Raw genomic sequence first — 20,862 nt, 5'->3', positions numbered from 1 at the left:
AACCTCTATTTGGTGCCGGCACTTTTCTTGGCCGGAGCTTTGGCGCCAGCTGCCTTGGTCGGCGACGTTTTGGCCGACGACGACACGGCGGCGCGCGCCTTGCTGGTGGATTCGGATTTTGGTTTGGCCGCCTTCTTCGCGGCCGGCTTTTTGGTTTTTGGCGCGGCGTCATCGCCGTCGGCGGCCTTGGCCGCAGCCTTCTTGGCCTTGGCGGGCTTCGCCGCCTTCTTCGGCTTCTTGCCGCCGCCCTTGGCCGCGCGCTCGTCGATCAGCGCGATCGCCTGCGGCAGCGTGATGGCATCTTTCTCGATGTCGCTCGGGATCGTCGCATTGACGCCGCCGGCCGTGACATAGGCGCCGTAGCGGCCGCCCTTCACCGTGACGGTGCCGAGGGTGGGATGATCGCCGATCGCCTTGCCGGGATCGGCGCCGAAGCGTCGGCTCGGGCCCTTGGCGATCTTCTCCGCGATCAGCGTCACCGCGCGGTTTATGCCGATGTCGAACACTTCGTCGCCGGCCTCGAGGCTGGCATAGGTCTTCTCGTGCTTCACGAACGGCCCGAAGCGGCCGAGACCTGCGGTGATCGGCTCACCGGTTTCCGGATGCTTGCCGATCTCGCGCGGCAGCGACAGCAGCTTGAGCGCGAGATCGAGCTCGACATCTCCAGGGGAAGTCCCCTTCGGAATGCCCGCGCGCCTGGGCTTCTCGCCCTCCGCATAATCCTTCTGCTCGCCGAGCTGGATGTAGGGGCCGAACCGGCCGGCCTTGACCCAGACATCGCGACCCGTATCAGGGTCCTGGCCGAGCGAACGGTCAGCGGTGGCCTCGCCGTCGGCGGCGAGCTGACGGGTGTAGCGGCATTCCGGATAGTTCGAGCAGCCGACGAAGGCGCCGAACTTGCCGGCCTTGAGATTGAGCCGTCCGTTGCCGCAGCTCGGGCATTGCCTGATGTCGCCGCCATCGGTGCGGGGCGGGTAGATGTGCTGTCCGAGCATGTCGTCGAGCACGTCCAGCACCTGCGCCACGCGCAGATCCTTGATCTCGTCGACCGCGCCGATGAAGCCGGTCCAGAAATCCTTCAGCACCTGCTGCCAGGAGATCTCGTTGTTGGAGATGCGGTCGAGCTGCTCTTCCAGATTAGCGGTGAAGTCGTATTCGACGTAGCGGGCAAAGAAGCTTTCGAGGAACGCGACCACGACACGGCCCTTGTCCTCGCCGTGCAGGCGCTTCTTCTCGAGCTTGACGTAGCCGCGGTCCTTGAGGACCTGGAGGATCGAGGCATAGGTCGAGGGCCGGCCGATGCCGAGCTCTTCCATGCGCTTGACCAGCGAGGCCTCGGAGAAGCGCGGCGGCGGCTCGGTGAAGTGCTGGGTGACGGCGAGCGACTGCCGCTTCAGCGCGTCGTTCGGGCTCATCGCGGGCAGGCGGCGGGAATCCTCGTCCTCCTCGTCGTCGCGGCCTTCCTGATACAGTGCGAGGAAGCCGTCGAACTTGACGACCTGGCCGGTGGCGCGCAGGTCCAGCGTGCGGCCGCCGACCTTCGCCGTGATGTCGACCGTGGTGCGTTCCAGCTCGGCCGATTCCATCTGGCTCGCGATGGTGCGCTTCCAGATCAGTTCATAGAGTCTCGCCTGATCGGACTCGAGCTTGCGGCTCATGCTGTCGGGACGCCGCGACATGTCGGTCGGCCGGATCGCTTCGTGGGCTTCCTGGGCGTTCTTGGCCTTGGCCTGGTACTGGCGCGGCGCGTCCGGCACATAGGCGTTGCCGTAATCCTCGCCGATCACCTTGCGTGCCTGGGTGATCGCGGACGGATCGATCTGCACGCCGTCGGTACGCATATAAGTAATGAGTCCGGTGGTCTCGCCGCCGATGTCGATGCCTTCATAGAGCCGCTGCGCGATGCGCATGGTGTGCGCCGGCGCAAAGCCGTATTTGCGGCTGGCTTCCTGCTGCAGCGTCGAGGTGGTGAAGGGCGCCTGCGGATTGCGCCGGGCCGGCTTGGCATCGACCGTGGTCACGGCGTAGCTGGCGGCTTCCAGCGCCTTCTTGAAGTCCTCGGCTTCCGCGCCGGTGCCGATGTCGAGGCGCTGGATCTTCTTGCCGTCGGCGCCGACGAGACGTGCCTCAAAGGCGTCGCCGCGCGGCGTCAGCAGGGTCGCGATCAGCGACCAATACTCGCGCGCAACGAACTTTTCGATCTCGAGCTCTCGGTCGCAGACCAGCCGCAGCGCCACCGATTGCACGCGGCCCGCCGAGCGGGCGCCCGGCAGCTTGCGCCACAGCACGGGGGAGAGGGTGAAGCCGACCAGATAGTCCAGCGCGCGGCGCGCCATATAGGCGTCGACCAGCGCACCATCGATCTGGCGCGGATTCTTCATCGCGTCCGTGACCGCCTGCTTGGTGATGGCGTTGAACACCACGCGCTCGATCTTGTGGTCCTTGATCGCGCGCTTCTCTTTCAGGACCTCCAGCACGTGCCAGGAGATGGCCTCGCCCTCGCGATCAGGGTCGGTGGCGAGAATCAGGCGGTCAGCGTTCTTGAGGGACTTGGCAATGTCGTTGAGCCGGCCGGCCGCCTTGGGGTCGATCTCCCAGATCATCTTGAAATTGGCGTCGGGATCGACGGAGCCGTTCTTCGCGGGCAAGTCGCGGACATGGCCAAACGAGGCCAGAACCTCGTAGGACGAGCCCAAATACTTGTTGATCGTCTTGGCTTTCGCCGGCGACTCCACAATGACGATATTCATGTAGTTCCAGTAACTTATGGGGAAATTTGGGGCCGAATTCGATGAGATTCGGGTCGGCCCTTTCGTCCCGAACATGGGTGGTGAGGCCGTCGCTGTCAAATCGAGGGGTGTTGAAAGCCATTCCGATGGGAAAAGTTTCATATCGAGAAAGTTGCAAAATACCACCTTTGAGTTGCGGTCGATGTGGGCGTAATGCTTCTGCGGGGCATGGATTCGGGTGGGGCTGGTGACTAAGCCAGGAAAGAAACGGGCGGGCGCCGCATCGCGCGCGGCGGGAGGTTGGCGTCACGAGGAACCGGGGGAGGGCGGCGTCGAGGAGGCGGTCGCCTTCATCGCCGAGCAGGTCGGGGCACTGCGCAAGCTCGCCGAGCGGCACAAGCTCGACGTGCTGCATTATCTCCTGGGAATGACCAAGCTCGAGGCCGACGAGCATCTGCGGCTGCGGAGCAAGCGCAGGCTGTCGTAGCGGCACCGGCCAGTATCAGACCCGTCATCCCCGCGCGAGCGCGTAGCGCTCGTCGCTGGAGGCGTGAGTGGCCTCGAAGGATGAGCGGCCGGGATGCAGCCGGGCCGTCGTCCTTCGAGGCTCGCCCTGCTTTGCAGGACGAGCACCTCAGGATGACGGCGAGAGACGGGAGCACGCTGCACCAAAGTTGTCATTGCGAGCGCAGCGAAGCAATCCAGAATCCCACCGCGGAAAGACTCTGGATTGCTTCGCTGCGCTCGCAATGACGGTTGGGGTGGCGGTGTATCCTTATCCCGCCGACCGCCGGCGCGGCGCCGGACGCGGCTTCAGCATCGTATCCGCGGTACTGAGCAATCGCCCATCCTCGGCGCGTAGTTCGAGCTTCTTCACCGGTCGGCCTTTGGCGCGGTCGACCAGGATGGTCGCGATCTCCGACGGCCGATCGTCGAATTCCTCGCTCCATTGCCGCAGGGCCACCAGGATCGGGAAAGTGCCGCGGCCCTTTTCCGTCAACACATATTCCTGGTAGGCGCTGCCGTCGGAGGCGGGGGCCGTGGTCAGGATGCCGTGGTCGACCAGCGCGCGCAGCCGGGCCGACAAGATGTTCTTGGCCATGCCGAGCTTGCTCTGAAACTCGCCGAAGCGGCGCAGGCCGAACAGCGCCTCGCGGATGATCAGCAGCGACCACCAGTCGCCGATCGCTTCCAGCGAGCGTGCGATCGGGCAGGCATCGCCCTCGAAGCTCGTCCTTTTCACCATGGTCCGGTCCTTTCGCGATCGCACGGCCTTGTCGCCGATCACGCGCTCGTGTGGTTGCATCATAAAACCAGATGGCCTAGATGGCAATCATCGTTTTATGATGCAACCACTGGAGGCGAACGTGAGACTGAAGAACAAGACGGCCCTGATCACCGGCGGCAATAGCGGCATTGGACTGGCAACGGCAAAGCTGTTCGTGGCCGAGGGCGCCAAGGTGGTGATCACCGGACGCAACAAGGAGACGCTCGAGGCGGCCGCGAAAGAGCTCGGGCCGAACGCGCTCGCGCTGGCGGCCGACGCCACCGACATTGCCGCGACCGAAGCCGCGATCAAGAAGGGCGCCGAAAAGTTCGGCAAGTTCGACATCGTGTTCGCCAATGCCGGCATCGCCGGCGGGACGCCGCTGGGTTCGGCCACGCTGGAGGTTTTCGAGAAGGTCATCAGCACCAATCTGACCGGCGTGTTCTTCACCGTGCAGTCCGCGCTGCCTTATCTCAACGACAACGCCTCGATCATCCTCAGCGGCTCGGTGATCTCCGTGCTCGGCATTCCCGGCTATTCGGCGTATGGCGCCGCCAAGGCCGGCGTGCGGGCAATGGCGCGGATCATGGCCTCGGAGCTGTCGCCGCGGGGCATTCGCGTCAACGTGGTCGCGCCCGGTGCGATCCGCACGCCGATCTGGGGACCTGCGACTGCCACACCGGAAGCCGAGAAGGCATTCGAGAAGCGGATCGCGCTGACGACGCCGCTGGGGCGCATTGGTGAAACAGATCACGTGGCGAAGACGGTGCTGTTCCTCGCCTCCGACGATTCCGCGCATGTGCAGGGCGAGGAAATCTTCGTCGACGGCGGCGCGGTGGCCTCTCCAAGCGGCGCGCCGATCTATCGCGGCTGATCAATTGAAGTGAAAATTGAATCGGTCGGCGCACGCAACCGGTTGCGCCGGCCGGTTCCCACGCCTCGCGAGCTGTATTTTCTGAACCTTGCGTGAGGCGTTGAACCTTCGCTTGGGCTGCCAAGACCCTTTTATGGGCAGGGGTCGCGAAGACTCATTTTCAAGGGAGCCCGATATGCCAAAGGCAGCTCGTATTATTTCCCCGATTTCAGCACCGCGTATTTACACCGAAAACTCCGCCATTCCCGCCAAGCGTTCCGACACTTCCGAATTCATCGGGGTCGCTCTTTTTGCCGGCATTGGCCTGTTCGTCTCGCTCGTCGCCGTCATCCTCGGCATTCAGGGCGCCTGGTTTTAGCTTCGCCGATCGCGCACCCGTCGATCAGCCGCCGCAGGCGATGTTGCGGCGGCTGACGATGTGCGCGCTGGCTCAGGCCGCGCGCAGGGCGGTTGCCGCCTCGAGCGCGCTTGCGAGCGACTTCTCGCGATGCTCCGGCCCGACCTGGATTCCATCGGCGCTGATGAATTCGGGATGATGGATGCCCATGAAGCCGAACACGCCGCGCAGATAGCTTTCGAGGTGCTCCAGCGACGCGGCGGGCGAGCCTGCGCCGTAATAGCCCCCGCGCGAGATCGCGAAGATCACGCGCTTGGCGCCGGCAAGGCCCTGCGGTCCGTTCGCGCCGTAGCTGAATGTCTTCCCCGCCACCAGGACCCGGTCGATCCAGGCCTTGAGCTGGCTGGGAATCGTGAAATTGTACATGGGCGCCCCGATCACGACGATGTCGGCGGCCAGGAATTCGTCAAGCGCGGCCTTGCTGGCGGCGAGGTCGGGGCCGAGTTCCGCCGGCGCGGGCGCGCCTTGCGCGGCCGCCAGATGCGAGCCGGAGAGATGGGCGAGCGGGCTCTGCGTCAGGTCGCGATAGACGATGTCGAGAGATGGCGTCGTCTGCCTGAGACGGTCGACGATGGCGGCGGAGACCTGCCGGGAAACGGAGTGGGGGCCGAGCACGCTGGAGTCGATGTGGAGGAGTTTCATTCGGGGTCACCCTGGTATAAGTTTGTAACCAGAGCTACATGAGTGACTATTGAAATCCCCGCAAGAACGCACCTTTTTGAGCCATGGGCACATCCTTGAAACCTGCGCACATCGATTTGACTGCGACGCCGATGCCGGATCGCGACCACGCGGACTGCCGTGGCGTCGCCTCGATCCTCGCGCGCGTGGGCGACAAATGGAGCGTGTTCGTCATCATGATGCTGAGTGATGGACCCAAGCGCTTCAACGAGCTCAAGCGCATGATCAACGGCATCTCACAGCGGATGCTGACCTTGACGCTGCGCGGGCTCGAACGTGACGGTCTGGTCACCCGCACGATCTTCCCGACCATTCCGCCGCGCGTCGATTACGAGCTGACCGATCTCGGCCGCGGCCTGCAACAGCCGGTGAAGGCACTCGGCGAATGGGCGATCACGCATCAGGAGCAGATCGCCTCGGCGCGCACGCGCTTCGACGAGCGGAACACTCCTTAAAGCAGCGAGACCAAGCCGCCGCCGTGGCGTTCGAGCCGGCCGGCGAGCTCGAGCTCCAAGAGCACGGTGCGCACGATGGCAGGCGAGGCGCCGGACATCCGCACGAGATCATCGATCGTGACAGGGGCAGGGCCGAGCAGGCCGGTGATCTGATCGCGGTCGTGTCCTTGCGGATCGCTTTCGAACGGCTCGCTGTCGGGCTCGCTCGCGGTGCGCATCAGCGGCCGCTCCATGATCGGTGCGACCGCGTCGACGACGTCGGCGGCTTCGGTGACGAGCGTCGCGCCCTGCTTGATCAGATCGTTGGTGCCCGCGGCGCGCGGATCGAGCGGCGAGCCCGGCACCGCGAACACTTCGCGTCCCTGTTCGGCGGCCATGCGCGCGGTGATCAGCGAGCCCGAGCGGTGCGCCGCCTCCACCACGACCACGCCGAGCGCGGCGCCCGAGATCAGCCGGTTGCGGCGGGGGAAGTCGCGGGCGCGCGGCTCGTGGCCGAGCGGCATCTCGGAGATCGCGGCACCCTTGCGGTCGAGGATCGAGGCCAGCAGATCGCCATGCTCCGGCGGATAGATGCAGTCATGGCCGCCGGCGAGCACGGCGATGGTCCCGCTCTCGACGCTGGCGCGGTGCGCGGCCTGGTCGACGCCGCGGGCGAGGCCGGAGATGACGACGAAGCCGGCTTCGCCAAGCTCGCGGGCGAGCTGACCGGCAATTTCAAGCCGGCACCGGAGGCGTTGCGCGAGCCGACGATCGCGATCATCGGCCGCATCAGCGTCGCAGTGTCGCCGCGCACGGCGAGCAGCGGCGGCGCATCGTCGAGCGTTGTCAGCCGGGCCGGATAGCCGTCCTCGCCGGGGGCGAGCCAGGCAATACCGAACTTGCGGCTCGCGGCGAGCTCGGCTTTCGCCTCGTCGGCGCTACAGATGCGCGCCGATCGCTGCGCGCCGCCGCGGCGTGCGAGATCCGGCAGCCGCTCCAGCGCTGCGCGCGCCGTGCCGAAATGATCGACCAGCGACCGGAAAGTGCGCGGCCCGACATTGTCGGACCGGATCAGCCGCAGGCGGTCGACCCTGTCGGCCTCGGTCAGCTCCACGCTTGGATTGATGGCGTCCACGGCGGCTCCTTGCAGGCGCAGCATGGAACAACCTGAGGGCGTTGCGCAACAGGGGTGCCCTTGTTTTTGTCGCCCCAATCATGGACGGAGGAGGAGAAGTCGGCGCTACTATTCGATGACCTCGTCCGCGCGCACCTGCATCGACTGCGGTATCTCGAGGCCCAGCGTCTTGGCGGTCTTCAGGTTGATGACCGTCCTAAACAGGGTCGGCTGCTCAATCGGGATGTTGGCCGGGTTGGCGCCCTTCAATATCTTGTCGACGAAAACAGCGGCACCGCGAAACATGGCGGTGAAATCCACCCCGTACCCGAGCAGCGCGCCCGCCCGGGATGCGACGACGGGTGCGGCAATCGACGGCACGCGGCACTTGTCGACAATCGCGGCGACCAATGACGAGTTGGTGACAAACGCATTGGCGTCGGTGACCACGAGACCGTCCATAGCGGTGGAGCCGACGATGGCCAATGCGTCGTCGAGGTCGCCGGGGATGCCAACCTCGATCGGTCGCAACTCCACCTTCATTGCCGACGCGGCGGTCGCCATGGCACTGATTGTGCCGTTATTCAGGGGGTTGCCTCGTTGCATGAGCACCCCTACGCGGGTCATCGAAGGAGCTATGCTCGCAAGCACCTCTAACCGCTTGGCAGCTAATTCTGTGAGGAAAAAGGTTTGTCCCGTCGTGTTGCCGCCGGGATGAGCCATGCTGGCCGCGAGGCCCAAGGTCACCAGATCGGGGCCCACGATCATCACGGTCGGAACTGTGGTCGTCGCACGGTGCGCGGCGAGAATCCCTGGAAATGTGGCTGTCACGAGAACGTCGACGCCGAGCGCGACCAGTTCAGCAGCCAGCGCAGGAAGCCGGTTGTCGTCGCCGTCGGCGTCGCGATATTCAACGTGAACATTCTCGCCCTCAACCCAACCGAGACCGCGAAGCGCCACGAGGAATGCGTCGACCTCCGAATTTCGCGGTGGCGGCAGGAAAAGGCCGACCCGCGGGATGCGCTTGCCTTGCTGAGCGCGCGCCACCGTGGCCCAGGCCAATGCCCCGCCAGAGAAAGTGATGAATGCGCGTCGTTCCATGCCACGTTTGATCGCTGTTACTCCGGCGGAAAGGCCGCATTTTTCGACATTGGTCCAACCAGGTCAATGACCAGGTCGAGTCACAGGGCATGATGGCTGAGTGGTGCACTCAGGTCTGCTTGCGCAACCACCTTGCGATGCTAAAAGCAAGGCCCATACCAAGGGGCTTGCCATGATCTCACTCGCCGACCTCCAGCGCCGCATCGAAGCGGGCGAGCTTTCGCCTGAGGCCGCCATCGCGCAATCGCACGCGGCCATCGAGGCCAGGGAGCAGGAGGTCCACGCCTTCGTCCGTCACGACAAGTCTGCAAAGGCGCAAGCCTCCGGCCCGCTGCGCGGCATTGCGGTCGGAATCAAGGACATCATCGACACCGCCAATATGCCGACCGAGATGGGCTCGGAGATCTATCGCGGCTGGCAGCCGCGCGCGGACGCGCCTGTTGTGATGATGCTGAAGCGGGCGGGCGCCACCGTGATCGGCAAGACCACGACCACGGCGTTCGCCTCACGCGATCCGACCCCGACGCTCAATCCGCATAATCTCGGCCATACGCCGGGCGGCTCGTCCTCAGGCTCGGCCGCCGCCGTCGGTGCCGGCATGATCCCGCTGGCGCTGGGTACCCAGACCGGCGGTTCGGTGATCCGGCCTGCGGCCTATTGCGGGACCGCCGCGATCAAGCCGTCGTTCCGGATGCTGCCGACCGTCGGCGTCAAATGCTATTCGTGGGCGCTCGACACGGTCGGCCTGTTCGGCGCGCGCGCGGAAGATCTCGCGCGCGGACTGCTCGCGATGACCGGCCGCACCGAATTCGCCGGAATCGTCCCGGCGAAGGCGCCGCGCATCGGCGTGGTCAGGCAGGAGTTCGCCGGTGCGGTGGAGCCGGCCGCCGAGGAAGGGCTGCAAGCCGCGATCAAGGCCGCCGAGAAGGCTGGCGCCAGCGTGAAGACGATCGATCTGCCGCAGGCGGTGCAGGAGGCCTGGCGCATCCACCCGATCATCCAGGATTTTGAGGCGCATCGCGCGCTCGCCTGGGAATTTTCCGAACGTCACGACGAGATCGCGCCGATGCTGCGCGCCAGTCTCGATGCGACGGTCGGTCTCACACCCAAGGACTACGACGATGCACGCCGGATCAGCCGCCGTGGCCGCCGCGAGCTTGGCGAATTGTTCGAGGGGTTCGACGTGCTGCTCACCTATTCGGCGCCGGGCACGCCGCCGGCCAAGGAGCTCGCGAGCACCGGCGACCCCCGCTACAACCGGCTCTGGACGTTGATGGGCAACCCTTGCGTCAACGTGCCGGTGCTCAAGGCCAACGGCCTGCCGATCGGCGTGCAGGTGATCGCGCGCTTCGGCAACGACGCGCATGCGCTGGCGACGGCGTGGTTCCTGGAGCAGGCGCTGGCGAAATCAGGCTAGCACAGGTTCGAGGGCAACGATGCGCTGGCCGGATGCGGCCGGCGCTGCACTGTGATCTGCATCTTGCCCGAGCCAGCGCCCGGCGGCCTCGCGGCCGCTGCGGTGAAGCGCGCGAATGAAGCCGCGGCCGAGATCGGTGGACGAGCGCTGCGCCAGGCCGTCGACGAAATCCTCTGCGGCGATCCTGGAAAGGCGCAACGACGATGCGGCCTGCGACTGCGCCCATTCCATCGCCGCGATCTCGGCATTGAGGGCGGCGTTGGCCGCGATCTGGTCCAGCCTGCGGTCGATCGCGGCGAGCGTGATCGGCACGTAGCTGTCCCGCGCTGGCGTGACCTGGACCAGCAGGATTTCGCTGCTCGTCGTGTCCTGCACGAGCCGCAGCAGGGGCGGATTGCCGCCGAGGCCGCCGTCCCAATAAGCCTCGCCGTCGATCTCCACCGCGCAATGAACCAGCGGTGGACAGGTCGAGGCCAGCGCGACGTCGGCGGTAACAGCGTCATTGCGAAAGATCTGCTGCTGTCCGTCGCGGATCCGCGTCGCCGCGATCAGCAGCTTGGGGCAGCGCGCGTCGCGCAAGGCGGAAAAGTTGATGTCGCGCGACAGCGCCTGGCGCAGCGGATCGAGATCGAACGGATCGAACTGGCCGGAGCGCAGCGTTGGACCGAACGCGACCGAGCTTCCCGCCGGCGAGAAGCCGCCGATCAGCATCAGCGATCGGAACGAGGCCTCGTGCATCAGCCGGATCCAGAACCGGTTCAGCCGCGCGCGCGCGCCTTCACGGCCGCCCTCGGCGAAACCGGAAGCGAGCAGCAGCGCGTTGATCGCGCCGGCACTGGCGCCGCTGATGTTGTCGATCGCGATGGATGGCTCTTCGAGGAGACGCTCCAGCACGCCCCACGTGAAGGCGGCGAAGGTGCCGCCGCCCTGAAGGGCCAGTGACAATTTTCGCGGCGGCCATTGTCCCGGCGCCCGATCGTGCGTGATGGCGGCGGCCGTAACAGTTTCGACCGGTTTCAGCGCTTCGACGATCGGATCGGGCTCGCGCGGTGGTGGCGAGACGGAAGCAGGCGCTGGTGCGACAAGCGGCGAGGGAACATCGGACCAGATGTCCGTTGTCGAGAGCAGCCGGCTTGCCGCGGTGCAGGCAGCACCTTGCAAATCGCCATCGTCTTGCGCGCTGACAATCTTCTCGCTCATTCTGAGCAACCGCGTAGAGCCATGCCCACGATCAGGGCCAAGCCAGGAACCCGTTCGTCCATACAGCCGTGATTCGGCTGCAAGTTGCGAACATCATTTGCGATATAATGCAGAAGGGGTGCCGCGGTATCCGTGGATTCCCGGCTTATGCCTTCTCGCCGATCCGGCTTTCCTTGCCCGATTGCAGCCGCTTGATGTTCTCGCGATGAGCGTAGAACAGCAGCAGCGTTAACACCGCCCCGAGCGCCGCGAGTGCGGGCTGGCCGAACCACAACAGGAACAGCGGGGTGATGAACGAGGCGACCAGGGCCGAGAGCGAGGAATAGCGGGCGGTGAAGGCGGTCGCCAACCAGAGCAGGCAGAACACAACAGCGGCCGGCCAGAACAGCCCGAGCATGACGCCGATATAGACGGCGACACCCTTGCCGCCGCGGAACTTGAGCCAGATCGGAAAGAGATGGCCGAGGAATGCGCCGAGCCCGGCCAGCATCGCGGCGTTGGGACCGGCGATGTAGCCGGCGATTACCACCGCCACGGTGCCCTTGAGCGCGTCGAGCAGCAGGGTCGCCGCGGCCAGGCTCTTCCGTCCGGTGCGCAGCACATTGGTGGCGCCGATGCTGCCCGAGCCGATCGAGCGAATATCCTGCGTGCCGGCGAGCCTGGTCAGGATCAGTCCGAACGGAATCGAGCCGAGCAAATATCCGATGACGAAAGCCACCGGCAGAAACAATTCAAGCGCCATGTCTGCAAATTCCCTGTCTGCAAATTCCCTGGCTGCAGCTCCGCATGTCAGACATGCTCGTATACCGTCCGTCCGCCGACAATGGTGCGCACCACGCGGCCTGTAAAGCGGGCCTCGTCGAACGGGGTGTTCTTGCAGGGCGATTTGAGGTCGGCGGGATCGACCACCCAGGGCACATCGGGGTCGATCACGATGACGTCGGCCGGGCTGCCTGGACGCAGGGTTCCGCCAGGCAAGCCCAGGATCTCGGCCGGCCGCGTCGACATCGCCCGGATCAGCGTCTTGAGGTCCAGCTCGTCATTGTGCACGAGGCGAAGGCCCGCCGGGAGCATGGTCTCCAGCCCAATAGCGCCGGGGGCTGCTTCCGCGAAAGGCAGACGCTTGACCTCGACGTCCTGCGGATTGTGGTCGGACATGATGACGTCGATCAGGCCGGAGGCGACGGCTGCGACCAGCGCGCGACGGTCGTCCTCGGTGCGCAGCGGCGGCGACAGCTTCAGGAACGAACGGTAAGGGCCGATGTCGTTCTCGTTCAGCGCAAGGTGGTTGATCGAGGCCGAGGCGGTCACGGCGAGGCCGGCGTCGCGGGCGCGCCGGAGGACGTCGAGCGATTCGATGCAGGTCAGCGAGGCCGCGTGATAGCGGCCGCCGGTGAGCGCGACCAGGCGCATGTCGCGCTCGAGCATCACGGCCTCCGCCGCGTTCGGGATACCCATCAGTCCGAGCCGCGACGCGAACTCGCCCTCGTTCATCACGCCTTCGCCGACGAGGTTGGGATCCTCGGTGTAGTGCACGATCAGCGCGTCGAAATCGCGCGCGTAGGTCAGCGCGCGGCGCATCACCTGCGCATTGGTCACGCTTTTGTCGCTGTCGCTGAAGGCGATCGCGCCGGCTGCCTTGAGAAGGCCGAACTCGGTCATCTCCTCGCCGTGCATGCCTTTGGTGAGCGCAGCCATCGGCTGGATGTTGACGATCGCGGTGTCGCGGGCGCGGCGCATCACGAAGTCGACGGTCGCCGAATTGTCGATGACGGGCGACGTGTCGGGCTGGCAGATGATGGTGGTGATGCCGCCGGTCGCAGCCGCTTGGCTCGCGGAGGCAAAGGTCTCGCGATGGCTGAAGCCGGGCTCGCCGACGAAGGCGCGCATGTCGATCAGGCCGGGTGCGACGATCTTGCCGGCGCAGTTGACGACGTCGGTGCCCTCGGGGACGCCGGCAGCGCCAATGCCGCGGCGGGTCTCCCGGATGATGCCGTCGGCAATGAGGACATCGCCGGGGCCATCGAAATCCCTGCTGGGGTCGACGACGCGGGCGTTGGCGAGCAGGATGGGTCGGCGATCGGTCAACATGAGCATCACGCGTTCGGCAGGTTGCGGGCGAGCGCTTCCAGCACCGCCATGCGCACAGCCACGCCCATTTCCACCTGTTCGCGGATCAGGGACTGCGCGCCGTCAGCGACCGCAGTGTCGATCTCGACACCGCGGTTCATGGGGCCGGGATGCATGACGAGGGCGTCGGGCTTGGCGTAGGCGAGCTTCTTCTGGTCCAGCCCGAAATAATGGAAATACTCGGAGGTCGACGGCACGAAGGAGCCGTTCATGCGTTCGCGCTGAAGCCGCAACATCATGACGATGTCGGCGCCGTTGAGCCCCTCGCGCATGTCGCGCGCGACCTCGACGCCCATCCGCTCGATGCCGGGCGGCAGCAGCGTGGAGGGGCCGACGACGCGGACGCGGGCGCCCATCGCGTTGAGCAGGATGATGTTGGAGCGGGCGACGCGCGAATGCAGCACGTCGCCGCAGATCGCGACCACGAGGCCTTCGAGCCGGCCCTTGTTGCGGCGGATGGTCAGCGCATCGAGCAGGGCTTGTGTCGGATGCTCATGCGCGCCGTCGCCGGCATTGATCACGGAACCGTCGACCTTGCGGGCCAGCAGTTCCACCGCGCCGGAGGCGTGATGGCGCACCACCAGGATATCCGGGTGCATGGCGTTGAGCGTCATGGCGGTGTCGACCAGCGTCTCGCCCTTTTTAATGGACGAGGAGGACACCGACATGTTCATGACGTCGGCGCCCAGCCGTTTGCCGGCGAGCTCGAACGAGGATTGGGTCCGGGTGGAAGCCTCGAAGAAGAGGTTCACCTGCGTCCGTCCACGCAGGACGGTGCGCTTCTTGTCAACCTGGCGGTTGAGCTCGACATATTCTTCCGACAGGTCGAGGAGGCCGGTGATGTCGGCCGCGGAAAGGCCCTCGATGCCCAGCAAATGCCGGTGGCCGAGGACGAAGGTCGATTTCGATGTCATTAAAGCGAGAGCTATAGGCGGGGATGGCTGGGGGGGCAAGGGCCAAAGCCGGGGCGGGGAGTTATCCCCCGATCTGTCGGTCTCTTGCCGTCATTCCGGGGCGATGCGAACCATCGAACCTGGAATCTCGAGATTCCGGGTTCGCCCTTCGGGCGCCCCGGAATGACAGGGGAGAACGAATGCGCTTCGTTAGACCAATTTTGATTTCATTTCTCGCGATCACTTCATTCGTGCCAGCCCACGCCCAATCGCTTCCCGGCGGTTTCGTCTATTTGCACGACATCGACCCCGGCATCATCCAGGACATCCGCTACGCCACCTGGAACAATTTCGTCGGCCGTCGGCTCGCCGGCTACGGCGCCGGCGAATGCGTGGTGAAGCGGGAGGTGGGTCTGCGGCTGAAGGCGGTCCAGCTGGAACTGGCGACGCAAAATCTCTCGCTGAAGATGTTCGACTGCTACCGGCCGGCACGGGCCTCGCTCGACATGGTCAGGTGGTCGCAGAACGGCCACGAGACGGCCGCCGAGCGGCGTTACAATCCGAAAATTCCCAAGACCGAGCTGTTCCGCCTCGGCTACATCGCAAGCCGCTCGCAGCATTCGACGGGCGCGGCGCTCGATCTCACGCTGGTCGATCTCAAAGCCGACAATTCGGGCAAATACGACCCATCCAAGGCCTACGCCGACTGTACCGCGCCGGTCGAGGCGCGATTGCCGGAGGGCAGTGTCGACATGGGCACGGGTTACGATTGCACCGACATGAAAGGGCACACCGCCGCGCCGTCGATCAGTCCGGAGCAGCGCGCCTGGCGCAAGCGGCTCGTCGCTGCGATGGCGAGGCAAGGCTTTGTGAACTATGCGAAAGAGTGGTGGCACTTTTCCCTGCCGGGGGCGGGCGGGGCGGCCTATGATTTCCCGATTCCGCCGCGGACGAAGTAGATCGCAATCCGACCAGCCCGGAATGCTTCCCCAATGAAAGCGCTTTGATGGACTCGCTCAATCCCGATCATCCGCCGTTGACCGTGACGCCTGCGCACGAGGCGCCGCGCGTCTGGAAGTTTTGGGGCACGGCGATATGGGGCATAGTCATTTTCGCTGCGATGTTCGTCGGGCAGATCAGCGCCATGGTTCTGCTGGTGGTGCAGCGTGGCCTGCCGATGGACCTCGCCTCGCTTCAGCTCGTCGGCGGCGAGCCGCAGGCGCTTGCGCTGTCGGTGATCATGGGCCTGCCGGCGACGTTTGCCGCGGTCTGGCTTGCCATCCGCATCAAGAAGGCCTCTTTCGCCGACTATCTCGCGCTGCATTGGCCGTCCTGGAAGCAACTCCTGTTCGGCGCCGTCGGCCTTGTCCTGATCGTCGTGGCCTGGGAGACGATGTCGCGGAGCCTCGGCCGCGAGGCGACGCCGGGCTTCATGACAGATCTGTTGAAAACCGGCCGCGACAAGGGCGCAGCCTTCTTCCTGCTGTTCGCCTTCAGCGTGGCAGCGCCGATGTCTGAGGAGGTTTTGGCGCGCGGCTTCCTCTATCGCGGCTGGTCTGCGAGCTTCCTGCGCGTGCCCGGCGCGATCATCCTGTCGTCGCTGCTGTGGACGGTCGTGCACCTCCAATACGACCTGTACTTCCTCGCCGAGGTCTTCTCCATCGGCCTGTGGTTCGGCTACATGCGCTATCGCAGCAACTCGCTCTGGCTCACGATCGTGCTGCACGCGCTGAACAATCTCACGGCGGTGGTGCTGACGATGTGGTTGGGGAGCTAGGCCACCAGTGCGATCGCGATCGGCATGGTGATCGCCGCCAAAATCGTCTGCAGCGTGATGATCTGCGCCAGCAGCGGGGCATCGCCGCCCATCTGGCGGGCCAGCACATAGGCGCTGGTCGAGGTCGGCACCGCGGCGCAGATCGCGACGATCACGAGGCTGTCGCCGGACAGTCCGAACCAGACGGCGAGCCCCAGCGCAACCATCGGCATCAGCACCAGCTTGAACACCACGCCGATAGCGGCGCCCACGCTGGGTCGGAGCAGGCCTTCAAGATGCAGGCCGGCGCCCGTGACGAGCAGGCCGATGGCGAGGGAGGAGCGGCCGAGTGCGTCCGCCACCTCATGCCAGATCTTCGGTAGCGGCAGGTGGACGACGTTGATGACGAGACCGATCACGCAGGCCCAGATCAGGGGATTCCGGACAACGGTCACGACAACGGTGCGCGCGGATTGCTTCTCCGGCGCTGCGTAGTGCGCGAGCACCGCGACGCTGAGGACGTTGACCAGCGGGATGATCGCGACCATCGCGACGGAGGCGAGCGCCAGCCCGACCTCGCCGAACACGTTGGCGGAGACGGACAGCCCCACATAGGTTTGCCAACGGATCGCGCCCTGGAATATCGAGGAGAAGGCGGGACCGTCGATGGCGAGCCGCGCGAGAGCCGGGCGCAGCGCGAGGCAAAGCAGCGACATCGCCAGCGCCGACAGCAGCAACGCGCCGCCGACGCCGGCGACCGGCACCCTGGACAGGTCGGCCTTCACCAGCGTCTGGATCAGCAGCATCGGGAACAGCACGAAATAGGTCAGCCGCTCCAGCCCGTGCCATTGCGTGTCGAGCCGCATCAGGGTGCGCTTCAGCACCACGCCGAGCACGATGAGGATGAAGACGGGGATGAGCGCCGCGATCACGACGGCCATGGATCAGTCAGGCCCCGGGGCTGCGCGCAGATTGGCGAGGCGGTCGAGCGCGCCTTGCAGGATGAAGATCGCGGCGTGCTCGTCGATCACTTCGGCGCGCTTGGCGCGGCTCACGTCCATGCCGATCAATTCGCGCTCGACCGCCGCGGTCGACAGGCGCTCGTCCCAGAGGCCGATGGGCAGCGCGGTCAGGCCGGCGAGGTTGCGGGCAAACGCCCGGGTCGATTGCGCGCGCGGGCCTTCGCTGCCGTCCATGTTGATGGGCAGGCCGAGCACGAAGCCGACGGCCTTGCGTTCACTGGCAATCGCGAGCAGCCGGGCGGCATCCTGCTTGAACGCCTTGCGCTGGATCGTCTCGACGCCGGTCGCTAACCGGCGGTCCGGATTGGAGACGGCAACGCCAATGGTCTTGGTGCCCAGATCAAGGCCGACCAACCCGCCGCGTTCGGGCCAGTGGGTTGCAGCATCGACGAGAGGCAGGATAAGAGCCGGCATGGTGTTAGCGCATATCACGCGTCGCACTGCGGAGTGAACCCGGAACAATGGATGCTCTGACTTTATTCGGCCTGTTCGCCGTGACCGCGATGCTGGTCTGTTATGCGATGGAGGACCGCAGCCCCTGGTTCGTGCTGCTGTTCGCGATGTCCTGCGTGCTCGGTTCGGCTTACGGCTTCCTGCAGGGGGCCTGGCCGTTCGGCGTGGTCGAGGCGATCTGGGCCTTGGTTGCGTTGCGGCGGTGGTCGATCAGGCCAGAGAGATAGGCCGGGCGAGGCGTCTGCGTATGGTAGGCGGCTCCTCGCCCGGGTATCGGATCAGCGAATCGCGATCGGGTTGATCATCGCCTGCACGCCGCCGGTCCAGCGCGGTTGTCCCAGAACGAACAGGAATTCATACCCCTTGTCCTTGGCAAGCGCGGCCGTGTCCATGTTCTCGAGGATGTAGGTCCCGTTCATCGCGAGCAGGATCTGGTGCACCTCGAACACGTTCTTGGACTCGAACGGCAGCACCTCGAGCGCCCAGGTGTCGGCACCGATCGCGACGACGCCCTTGCTGGTCAGGTATCTTGCGCCCTCGACGCCGAGACCGGGCTCGCCCGCCGAGTAGCGCTTGTCGTCCTTGCCGATCAGGCTGAGCCAGCCGGTGTGGAAGATGACGACGTCGCCCTGGCGGATTTCGACGCCCTGCTTCTTGGCGACTTCGTCGATCTCCTTGACGTTGAAGGCGGTACCTTCCTTCACGATGTCGGTGTTGTAATAGGCCGCCATGTCGAGCAGCACGCCGCGGGTGACGATCGGCGGCACCTTCTCGATCCCGAGCTTCTTCAACCCGTTCGGATCGGCGAAGTCGGCAAGCTTGTTGCCGTTGTAATAGACGTGCTCGACGCCGAGATGCCCAAGCCCGTCGATCTGGCTGCCGATGCCGACCCAAGTGTCGAGGATATCGTCGTTATAGGTCGCCTTGTTCGGTCCGAGGGCCCGGGATGCCGGCCTGTCCGGGTTGCACGATGGTGAGCTTGAATGCACGCGGCGGATAGGCCGGCGTCTGCGGCGTGACGGGAATGCCGAGAGCATAAGTCTTTCCGGTCTTCACCAGAGATGCGGCCTTCAGCACGAGTTCGGGCGTCATGTAATTGGCGGCGCCGATCTCGTCGTTCGGTCCCCATTTCGATTTGGTCCAGTCCTGTGCGCTTGCTGTTTCGATCGTCGCCGACAACGCAGCGACACAGCACAACACGAGCGTATTGCGCATCGATAGTCCTCCCGATGTTTTTGTCGATGTTTGGCTTCGTTACGGTTTTGCGCTGGCCAGTCGCTCATCCTAACGTAGAAAAGTCGCAGGATTCAAAGCTTTTCGAGATGCGATGCTGCGGCGGCTGAACGCAGCATTCGCGACGCGCAGCGTCGATTGAATCGAGTACGACAGATTTGTGACAATGAATTTCGCGCGATGGAACGCGCGCAGGTCAGGCCGCGATGACGTCGTCGTCTTGATTCAGGCAGGAGGCAAACCCGCTCAGCGCACTGGTTTGATGTCCGGCACGACGCTGGATGAAGAGCGTCTCGACGTGCGCGTGCGAATGGCTCAGCGCGTGGATCGACACGCTGCTGTTGATCGCGCTGCGTTCGACGACGGCGCGCGGCAGCAGCGTCACGCCCATGTCGGCGGCGACACAGCCGATCATGCCGTCGAGCGTGCCGAGCTCGAAGCGTGCGGCTGACGGCCAGCCGAACTCGACAAAGATCTGTTCCAGACGCTGACGGTAGGTGCAGCCGGTGCGGAACGCCAGCGCGGTCGGGCCAGATTCCGGCGTGCCGGCGCGCAGCTCGGCGAGCGTGGCCCAGCGCCGCGCGCTGACCAGCACCAGCTCTTCGCGGAACGCGCTTGTCGCGGTGAGATCTGCATGCGCGATCGGACCTGCGACGAAGGCGCCGTCGAGCGTGCCTTCGAGAACGCAAGCGACGAGGTCGGCGGTGGGCGCGGTGCGCAGGCTCAGCCGGACGGCGGGAAAGCGTCGGTGAAAGTCGGCCAGCAGCGGCGGCAGCCGCACCGCCGCGGTCGTTTCCATCGAGCCGATCGCGAGCGGTCCCTTGGGCTCGCCGTCGTCGCAGGCGGCGAGCACGGCCTCGCGGGCTAATGCGGACATCCGTTGCGCGTAAGGCAAAAGGCGCTTGCCTGCGCCGGTCAAGGTCATGCCGCGGCTATGGCGTTCGAACAGTGGCGTGCCGAGTTCTGCTTCGAGCGCCTTCACGCGCTGGGTGACGTTCGACTGCACCGTGTTGAGCTCTTCGGCCGCGCGGGTGATGCCCCCGGTACGGGCGACCGCGGCGAAGGTCTGGATGTCGCTGAGTTCCATGGCATCGTTTCTCTTTTGAGATGGCAGCGTTCGCTAGAATTCAATTTTAGAGAATGGTATTCTGGCTTAATCCCGCTGTCGAGAGTGGAGGAGCCATGCCGATCACCACGCCGCTGACCCAGCTCCTGGGGATCAAGCATCCGATCCTGTTGGCTCCGATGGACACGATCTCCGGCAGCCGGCTGACGCGGGCTGTCAGCGAGGCCGGCGGCTTCGGCATCCTGGGCGGTGGCTACGGCGATCAGGAGCGGCTCGAGGCCGAGACCAGGCAACTGAGCGGCTTTGCTTCGTTCGGTATCGGCTTCATCACCTGGAGCCTCGCAAAAAAACCAAAACTTCTAGAGATCGCGCTCGACGCCAATCCGCAGGCGATCATGCTGTCATTCGGCGATCCCGCGCCATTTGCGGCGCGCATTAGGGCGTGCGGGGCGCGCTTGATCTGCCAGGTGCAGAGCGAGGACATGGCGAAGCAGGCGCTCGACGCCGGTGCGGACATCCTGATCGCGCAGGGTACCGAAGCCGGCGGCCACGGCGCATCGCGCACCACCGTCGATATCGTGCCTGCGATCGTCGATCTCGCGGCCGGGCGCGTGCCGGTGGTGGCCGCCGGCGGAATTGCCGATGGTCGCGGGCTCGCGGCGATGATGATGCTGGGCGCCTCCGGCGTGCTGATCGGCACGCGCTTCTATGCGAGCGTGGAGGCCAATGGCGCGGAGGAAGCCAAGCAGCGCATTCGCGACGCTGATCCCAATGACACAGTGCGCGGCGTCATCGTCGACTGGTCGCGCAGCCTGTTCTGGCCGGCCCCGTTCACGGCGCGAACGCTGGTCAACGATCATATCAGGCGCTGGACAGGCCGTGAGATCGAGCTGATGCAGCGCGCCGCCGAAGTGACCCTGCAATATGCCGCGGCAAGGGCCGCAGGCAATTTTGAGGTCGCGGCGGTCTTTGCCGGCGAGGCTGTCGGCCTGATCCATGATATTCCGTCCGCCGCCGAAATCGTCGAACGTATCGCGACCGAGGCCGAGCAACTGCTAGCCGGCCGGCGTAATTCCAGCGTGTCCGCCTAAACTG

The 20,862-nt window shown here is 65.3% G+C and carries 20 protein-coding genes and 2 pseudogenes; 9 read left to right on the top strand and 13 right to left on the bottom strand.

What is annotated here, in order from left to right; genetic code table 11:
• Nucleotides 1-5: 5 nt before the first annotated feature.
• Entirely contained in the window at nucleotides 6-2,750 is a 2,745-nt protein-coding gene (topA, locus tag C7G41_RS19970; RefSeq protein ID WP_106944165.1) for a type I DNA topoisomerase, read from the bottom strand.
• Between the two features lie 226 nt (nucleotides 2,751-2,976).
• Here topA and C7G41_RS19965 point away from each other — a divergent pair, with 226 nt between their 5' ends.
• Nucleotides 2,977-3,216, top strand: a complete 240-nt coding sequence (locus C7G41_RS19965; protein ID WP_106944360.1) for a hypothetical protein — start codon at nucleotides 2,977-2,979, stop codon at nucleotides 3,214-3,216.
• A 288-nt stretch (nucleotides 3,217-3,504) separates the two neighbouring features.
• Here C7G41_RS19965 and C7G41_RS19960 read toward each other — a convergent pair whose 3' ends face one another.
• A complete protein-coding gene (locus tag C7G41_RS19960; RefSeq protein ID WP_106944359.1) occupies nucleotides 3,505-3,975 on the bottom strand; it encodes a helix-turn-helix domain-containing protein in 471 nt (156 codons plus the stop codon).
• A 121-nt stretch (nucleotides 3,976-4,096) separates the two neighbouring features.
• Here C7G41_RS19960 and C7G41_RS19955 point away from each other — a divergent pair, with 121 nt between their 5' ends.
• Both C7G41_RS19955 and C7G41_RS19950 read left to right on the top strand, forming a co-directional pair.
• Nucleotides 4,097-4,870, top strand: coding sequence for an SDR family oxidoreductase (locus C7G41_RS19955; RefSeq protein WP_199198488.1), 774 nt, complete (start codon nucleotides 4,097-4,099; stop codon nucleotides 4,868-4,870).
• Between the two features lie 175 nt (nucleotides 4,871-5,045).
• Entirely contained in the window at nucleotides 5,046-5,228 is a 183-nt protein-coding gene (locus C7G41_RS19950) for a hypothetical protein (protein ID WP_106944163.1), read from the top strand.
• Nucleotides 5,229-5,300: 72 nt separating this feature from the next.
• Here the strand turns inward: C7G41_RS19950 and C7G41_RS19945 are convergent, their stop codons facing one another.
• Nucleotides 5,301-5,909, bottom strand: coding sequence for an FMN-dependent NADH-azoreductase (locus C7G41_RS19945; protein ID WP_106944162.1), 609 nt, complete (start codon nucleotides 5,907-5,909; stop codon nucleotides 5,301-5,303).
• An 83-nt stretch (nucleotides 5,910-5,992) separates the two neighbouring features.
• Here C7G41_RS19945 and C7G41_RS19940 point away from each other — a divergent pair, with 83 nt between their 5' ends.
• Nucleotides 5,993-6,403 (top strand): helix-turn-helix domain-containing protein, encoded by a 411-nt coding sequence (locus tag C7G41_RS19940; protein WP_106944161.1) that lies wholly within the window; start codon nucleotides 5,993-5,995, stop codon nucleotides 6,401-6,403.
• On the opposite strand, the pseudogene dprA reads toward C7G41_RS19940, so the two are convergent.
• A pseudogene (gene dprA / locus C7G41_RS19935) lies at nucleotides 6,400-7,541 on the bottom strand (DNA-processing protein DprA). The gene C7G41_RS19940 and the pseudogene dprA overlap by 4 nt on opposite strands.
• Nucleotides 7,542-7,625: 84 nt before the next feature.
• Nucleotides 7,626-8,597 (bottom strand): ABC transporter substrate-binding protein, encoded by a 972-nt coding sequence (locus tag C7G41_RS19930; RefSeq protein WP_106944160.1) that lies wholly within the window; start codon nucleotides 8,595-8,597, stop codon nucleotides 7,626-7,628.
• Between the two features lie 172 nt (nucleotides 8,598-8,769).
• On the opposite strand from C7G41_RS19930, the gene C7G41_RS19925 reads away from it, so the two are divergent.
• Nucleotides 8,770-10,014, top strand: a complete 1,245-nt coding sequence (locus tag C7G41_RS19925; RefSeq protein ID WP_106944159.1) for an amidase — start codon at nucleotides 8,770-8,772, stop codon at nucleotides 10,012-10,014.
• Here C7G41_RS19925 and C7G41_RS19920 read toward each other — a convergent pair.
• From C7G41_RS19920 to C7G41_RS19905, 4 genes are all read right to left on the bottom strand, one after another.
• Entirely contained in the window at nucleotides 10,006-11,214 is a 1,209-nt protein-coding gene (locus C7G41_RS19920) for a patatin-like phospholipase family protein (RefSeq protein WP_199198487.1), read from the bottom strand. The two genes, C7G41_RS19925 and C7G41_RS19920, sit on opposite strands and share 9 nt — an antisense overlap.
• A 145-nt stretch (nucleotides 11,215-11,359) precedes the next feature.
• Nucleotides 11,360-11,956 (bottom strand): glycerol-3-phosphate 1-O-acyltransferase PlsY, encoded by a 597-nt coding sequence (gene plsY / locus C7G41_RS19915; protein WP_106944157.1) that lies wholly within the window; start codon nucleotides 11,954-11,956, stop codon nucleotides 11,360-11,362.
• Between the two features lie 47 nt (nucleotides 11,957-12,003).
• Nucleotides 12,004-13,305, bottom strand: a complete 1,302-nt coding sequence (locus C7G41_RS19910) for a dihydroorotase (RefSeq protein ID WP_106944358.1) — start codon at nucleotides 13,303-13,305, stop codon at nucleotides 12,004-12,006.
• Between the two features lie 5 nt (nucleotides 13,306-13,310).
• Nucleotides 13,311-14,258 carry an aspartate carbamoyltransferase catalytic subunit gene (locus C7G41_RS19905; protein WP_007603315.1) on the bottom strand — a complete coding sequence of 316 codons (948 nt, stop codon included), beginning with the start codon at nucleotides 14,256-14,258 and terminating at the stop codon, nucleotides 13,311-13,313.
• Between the two features lie 179 nt (nucleotides 14,259-14,437).
• Here C7G41_RS19905 and C7G41_RS19900 point away from each other — a divergent pair, with 179 nt between their 5' ends.
• Together C7G41_RS19900 and C7G41_RS19895 are read left to right on the top strand one after the other, a co-directional pair.
• A complete protein-coding gene (locus C7G41_RS19900) occupies nucleotides 14,438-15,196 on the top strand; it encodes a M15 family metallopeptidase (RefSeq protein WP_199198486.1) in 759 nt (252 codons plus the stop codon).
• Between the two features lie 47 nt (nucleotides 15,197-15,243).
• The gene (locus C7G41_RS19895) at nucleotides 15,244-16,014 is read left to right on the top strand and encodes a CPBP family intramembrane glutamic endopeptidase (protein ID WP_106944155.1); all 771 of its coding nucleotides are present in this window, start codon (nucleotides 15,244-15,246) and stop codon (nucleotides 16,012-16,014) included.
• Here the strand turns inward: C7G41_RS19895 and C7G41_RS19890 are convergent.
• Nucleotides 16,011-16,934: an AEC family transporter gene (locus C7G41_RS19890; RefSeq protein ID WP_106944154.1), complete on the bottom strand. Its 924-nt coding sequence runs from the start codon at nucleotides 16,932-16,934 to the stop codon at nucleotides 16,011-16,013. The two genes, C7G41_RS19895 and C7G41_RS19890, sit on opposite strands and share 4 nt — an antisense overlap.
• A gap of 3 nt (nucleotides 16,935-16,937) precedes the next feature.
• Nucleotides 16,938-17,429, bottom strand: a complete 492-nt coding sequence (ruvX, locus tag C7G41_RS19885) for a Holliday junction resolvase RuvX (RefSeq protein ID WP_007603328.1) — start codon at nucleotides 17,427-17,429, stop codon at nucleotides 16,938-16,940.
• Nucleotides 17,430-17,476: 47 nt separating this feature from the next.
• Here ruvX and C7G41_RS19880 point away from each other — a divergent pair, with 47 nt between their 5' ends.
• Nucleotides 17,477-17,695: a hypothetical protein gene (locus C7G41_RS19880; protein ID WP_106944153.1), complete on the top strand. Its 219-nt coding sequence runs from the start codon at nucleotides 17,477-17,479 to the stop codon at nucleotides 17,693-17,695.
• Nucleotides 17,696-17,746: 51 nt separating this feature from the next.
• Here C7G41_RS19880 and C7G41_RS19875 read toward each other — a convergent pair.
• Nucleotides 17,747-18,683: pseudogene (locus C7G41_RS19875) on the bottom strand (cyclase family protein).
• A gap of 214 nt (nucleotides 18,684-18,897) precedes the next feature.
• Entirely contained in the window at nucleotides 18,898-19,788 is an 891-nt protein-coding gene (locus C7G41_RS19870; RefSeq protein ID WP_106944152.1) for a LysR family transcriptional regulator, read from the bottom strand.
• A 95-nt stretch (nucleotides 19,789-19,883) separates the two neighbouring features.
• Here C7G41_RS19870 and C7G41_RS19865 point away from each other — a divergent pair, with 95 nt between their 5' ends.
• Entirely contained in the window at nucleotides 19,884-20,858 is a 975-nt protein-coding gene (locus tag C7G41_RS19865) for a nitronate monooxygenase family protein (RefSeq protein WP_106944151.1), read from the top strand.
• Nucleotides 20,859-20,862: the final 4 nt, after the last annotated feature.

It is taken from the genome of Bradyrhizobium sp. MOS002 (assembly GCF_003020115.1).
GTDB lineage: Bacteria > Pseudomonadota > Alphaproteobacteria > Rhizobiales > Xanthobacteraceae > Bradyrhizobium.
Note: the sequence above shows the minus strand (reverse complement) of the source record. Positions and strands in the feature narration are given on the sequence as shown.

Excerpts from the sequence above, each read along its gene's own strand:
- C7G41_RS19940 (WP_106944161.1), top strand. The coding sequence starts at position 5,993 with ATGGGCACATCCTTGAAACCTGCGCACATCGATTTGACTGCGACGCCG.
- C7G41_RS19865 (WP_106944151.1), top strand. The coding sequence starts at position 19,884 with ATGCCGATCACCACGCCGCTGACCCAGCTCCTGGGGATCAAGCATCCG.
- C7G41_RS19920 (WP_199198487.1), bottom strand. The coding sequence starts at position 11,214 with ATGAGCGAGAAGATTGTCAGCGCGCAAGACGATGGCGATTTGCAAGGT.
- C7G41_RS19925 (WP_106944159.1), top strand. The coding sequence starts at position 8,770 with ATGATCTCACTCGCCGACCTCCAGCGCCGCATCGAAGCGGGCGAGCTT.
- C7G41_RS19880 (WP_106944153.1), top strand. The coding sequence starts at position 17,477 with ATGGATGCTCTGACTTTATTCGGCCTGTTCGCCGTGACCGCGATGCTG.
- C7G41_RS19910 (WP_106944358.1), bottom strand. The coding sequence starts at position 13,305 with ATGTTGACCGATCGCCGACCCATCCTGCTCGCCAACGCCCGCGTCGTC.
- plsY (WP_106944157.1), bottom strand. The coding sequence starts at position 11,956 with ATGGCGCTTGAATTGTTTCTGCCGGTGGCTTTCGTCATCGGATATTTG.
- C7G41_RS19900 (WP_199198486.1), top strand. The coding sequence starts at position 14,438 with ATGCGCTTCGTTAGACCAATTTTGATTTCATTTCTCGCGATCACTTCA.
- C7G41_RS19890 (WP_106944154.1), bottom strand. The coding sequence starts at position 16,934 with ATGGCCGTCGTGATCGCGGCGCTCATCCCCGTCTTCATCCTCATCGTG.
- C7G41_RS19930 (WP_106944160.1), bottom strand. The coding sequence starts at position 8,597 with ATGGAACGACGCGCATTCATCACTTTCTCTGGCGGGGCATTGGCCTGG.
- C7G41_RS19905 (WP_007603315.1), bottom strand. The coding sequence starts at position 14,258 with ATGACATCGAAATCGACCTTCGTCCTCGGCCACCGGCATTTGCTGGGC.
- C7G41_RS19945 (WP_106944162.1), bottom strand. The coding sequence starts at position 5,909 with ATGAAACTCCTCCACATCGACTCCAGCGTGCTCGGCCCCCACTCCGTT.
- C7G41_RS19870 (WP_106944152.1), bottom strand. The coding sequence starts at position 19,788 with ATGGAACTCAGCGACATCCAGACCTTCGCCGCGGTCGCCCGTACCGGG.
- topA (WP_106944165.1), bottom strand. The coding sequence starts at position 2,750 with ATGAATATCGTCATTGTGGAGTCGCCGGCGAAAGCCAAGACGATCAAC.
- C7G41_RS19895 (WP_106944155.1), top strand. The coding sequence starts at position 15,244 with ATGGACTCGCTCAATCCCGATCATCCGCCGTTGACCGTGACGCCTGCG.
- C7G41_RS19960 (WP_106944359.1), bottom strand. The coding sequence starts at position 3,975 with ATGGTGAAAAGGACGAGCTTCGAGGGCGATGCCTGCCCGATCGCACGC.
- ruvX (WP_007603328.1), bottom strand. The coding sequence starts at position 17,429 with ATGCCGGCTCTTATCCTGCCTCTCGTCGATGCTGCAACCCACTGGCCC.
- C7G41_RS19950 (WP_106944163.1), top strand. The coding sequence starts at position 5,046 with ATGCCAAAGGCAGCTCGTATTATTTCCCCGATTTCAGCACCGCGTATT.